The organism is Bacteroides sp. 41_26 (genome assembly GCF_949740115.1).
Taxonomy (GTDB): domain Bacteria; phylum Bacteroidota; class Bacteroidia; order Bacteroidales; family Bacteroidaceae; genus Bacteroides; species Bacteroides nordii.
This window is the reverse complement of sequence record NZ_CATJGZ010000022.1, coordinates 1-3,636: the sequence shown is the minus strand read 5'-3', so window position 1 is coordinate 3,636 and position 3,636 is coordinate 1. Positions and strand designations below refer to the sequence as shown.

The 3,636-nt window shown below is 36.6% G+C and carries 2 protein-coding genes; both read right to left on the bottom strand.

The window, feature by feature from the left end:
* Positions 1–509: 509 nt before the first annotated feature.
* Positions 510–3,029, bottom strand: a complete 2,520-nt coding sequence (locus QX565_RS00245) for an SIR2 family protein (RefSeq protein WP_289290534.1) — start codon at positions 3,027–3,029, stop codon at positions 510–512.
* A gap of 143 nt (positions 3,030–3,172) precedes the next feature.
* Positions 3,173–3,607 carry a zinc-ribbon domain-containing protein gene (locus QX565_RS20570; protein ID WP_354003809.1) on the bottom strand — a complete coding sequence of 145 codons (435 nt, stop codon included), beginning with the start codon at positions 3,605–3,607 and terminating at the stop codon, positions 3,173–3,175.
* Positions 3,608–3,636: the final 29 nt, after the last annotated feature.

The window sequence follows — 3,636 nt, the reverse complement described above, 5'->3', positions numbered from 1 at the left end:
TTCAGAATAGCCCTCTATGTACCCATCATATTTTCCGTTTCCCTTTACCTTAAGCACTCCAGCAATTGCCTTGCCAACACTCGGTTTCTCACTTACAATTAAAATATTTGCCATACAGTATCACCTTCCTTTCCCTTTTCTCTCTTTTGGAGAAATCACCCTGTTTTCTTCGTTGCATTCATTTTTACCTTCCTTCCTCATATTTTTATAAAAAAACAGCTGAGCTTTCCTTCCAAAAAGTTCAACTGTTTCCTATTTATAGCATGAAATTATCCACTTCCATGATATTTTGAATATTCAGTCCTAAACCTGGTATGGTTCTATTTGCATTCTGCCTTTGCCGCTCCTATAAGCGGGTATGGTAACTTGAATCATATATTCCTTCTTGTAATTAAAAAGGATCATCACACTCCAGCGATAATCCTTTTTAATATCTAATATCCAAATTTATTGTTCCTTATGCTTTTCCACTACAATATGTTTATAGCCCAAATCACGGCAAACAATATCTACACAAGATATTCATCAATATCCTCAATAATCATGTGTCTTCCGTTATGCCGGAGCAACTCGCCAACATAACTATCATATCCCAAGTTCCTGGCAAAAACAATAAAGCGATCCTTTATATCATTCATATACTTATCATTACTTAGTCGTAGGCCTTTAAGAATCCAGGCTGCGAATTCTTCAGTTTCTGTTTCACTAATAGATTTGCGGAGCTTTTTACAATACTTCATCTTCATATCTAAATATGCATGTACAGAATAACAAAATGATCTACTATATCGCGGACTATTTATTAAGCTGATCATGTCTTTTTCGCCTTCTTCAAATAAATAAGCAACCGTACCATACGATGCGCCTTCGTTTATTTCTTTCAGCGCACGCTCCATCCAGTTCTTTGCCAAAGCATGTTTGGCTTGGTATGACTCAGGTCTTATTCTCTTGGCATTATTTATAAATATCTCCGCTTGATCAAAGTTTTCCGAATGTTGCTCTAAAATGGCTCTCTGCATCCAATAATAGCTTATGTCATCAAAAGATCTTTCGATGTCAATATAAAATTTTCGCAATATTTGATAATCTATCCTCAGTTTTTTTCGCAATAGATTTTCTTTGGTCAACAAATGGAAATAATCACTCCAAATATTTTCGAGCTTCTCATTAAACATCCCTTTTAAATACATGACACATCGCTTAATATATCCCATAATCTGCTCTTGTGACATTTTTGCTAATACAATGTTTTCTATTAATTCTCCACATCGGATTTTTAGAAATCTATCTTTATCAGTAAAATAGACAATCTCCCCAAACTCGTTTAAAAAACGCTTCTTTTGTACTTGCTTATGCATATTTACAAAAAATTCTTTTGGATACCCATCAATCTGTAGGCAAGAAAAGATTGCTATACTATAGAACAAATCGTAGCTTCTGTTGTCTGCTTCGATATTATTAACGTAATCCTCGAAATATTCTTGAAATCCTTTCCCATGAGTCAGCAAGTATAGCAAGTTTATAATATCTTTTTGTTGCTTGATAAAAGCAATCGTTTCTGTGTCTGTATCAGCATATTTGGACAATACGCCTAAATGGTTTTTATCGCTTAACTTCTCATAAGCATTACGAGAAAACCTATACGTTAATTTTGGATCTACATATAATTCTTGGTAGTCATGCAACACCAATTCATGGCGTTTTGATACATGGTGCAAAGTACTAGAAGTGGTAACAAAAATAATGCAGTATTGTTCCACCTCCTTCGATTCTATAAACTCATAAAGTCGGTGGTATAATTGTGCCGCATCTTCGACAAGAATTGCAAATCTTGTTTTCTCTGCATGACTCTGGACGTATTTCGATAACATCTCAAAATCTAAGGCATTTTCCATCCTGAATTCTAAGGCAATATATCCTTTATTATAAAAATCCACAATTATACGCTTTGCTAAACAGGTCTTCCCAACATACATTTTTCCATGTACTGCAATAACCGTACTTTTAGTTGTGCTTAATAGTTCTTCTTTTTTTTCCTCATACCTTGGATATGCAATATCCCACCCTTCCAATATTTCTTCATAAAATGGCGGATACCCTGAATATAATACCATTTGATGATATTTATTTTTATGTTTAAGGATGTCATCAACCAGCTTAAGCCCTCGGGATTGCAGACATCTTAAGTTTTCTTCATCAATCTGTTTTTTCACAGCATTATCAGCAGCAAACTTTAAAAATTTTTCTGTATCCCAAAAAATCACATGGCTATTCTTATCAGCTTTAATCAGGGATAACAACTTCGGTTTTACCGATGGTGAAATGTAGAAACAGTTTTTATTGTGCTCATATCCCGATGTTACATAATTATTCAATATATAAGCTATATCATCATCATCCAATTCAGTGCCCAAAAATATAATATCACTCTTATAATAGTCATTTGCAAACTCTTTTAATTTGAACTCTGCATTATCAATCGCAGCAATGTATTCGTCAGTGCTAAAAATAAAACCATTCTCCCGCTTATTAACACATCCGTGCAATTTAAAAAGCTCAAGCAATCCATCCGGATTGTCTCTCATGCTTTTATCGTTTTGTACTAATATATCCTCTTCAAATCCCGAATAGATATTTTCAACAAGGTCATCAATATTTAGTGTATATATTCTTTCCCATGGATATTTCTGGAGCAATTCATGAAAATTACCCTTTGGATCTGGATGTGAACCCTTAAAAGTATCTATCAAGAAATCATACAGTTCCTCCCTGCGCTTAAGCGATTCCCTTTTAATCGTTGTACATAAATCTTTTAAACCATAATCTCTAACGCCGGAAACATAATTATCTGGCATGTCTACTGGTTTATTCTTTTCATAAAATTGAGTATAAATCTTTTTGGTTAATCCGGGAGCCAACTCTATTATCTCATTTTTATGATTAAGTGCTTTATAAGAAAAACCTGCTCCCAAAAACAATATCGGCCTACCGTTCTGTAAACAATCTAAAAGCATTTCCTCCGCTTCCATAGCATCGCCCCCCTAAGTAAGTGTTCAATCATATATTACCATAAATACAAAGATACGCAATATAACGATTTCCATATTTGTAAATTTATGTGGCTGAACCTTCATTTTCAAAAGTCCAGCCGCTTTTTTACCACAACATAGGCTTATCCATTCCCACGGCATTTCGGACACACGCTACCGTACTTCGTCCTGGTTACGACCGGGCACCGCCATTCATGTCCACAGGCATGGCATTTCCACCATATCTTTTTAGTCGTGCCCCAATGGATTCTGTCCGGGCTTTTCCGGTTCCTCACATAGTTGAAGTCAACAAGCAGTTCCGGGGATTTTGTCTCCAAATCCGTTTCACCTTTCAGGGCTAGCTGACCGGCACAGTATGGACACTGTGTGATCCCCGCGCTTCTCTGCCTACTGTCAGGGGAAGCTTTCCATTCATGCCCTTTTGGGCAGATCCACCAAACCCTCTTAGGGCAGTGGGGCGCAATCTCCGTCGGCCTGATCCTTGCATTTCTTGTCGGATGCCATTGCCTAAGAAGTTCCGGCGGGGCTAACGTCGCAAAATCGTTCTCCCCTTCAATGACCGAATAATTAAGGCAGTACGGGCAGC

Excerpts from the sequence above, each read along its gene's own strand:
- QX565_RS00245 (WP_289290534.1), bottom strand. The coding sequence starts at position 3,029 with ATGGAAGCGGAGGAAATGCTTTTAGATTGTTTACAGAACGGTAGGCCG.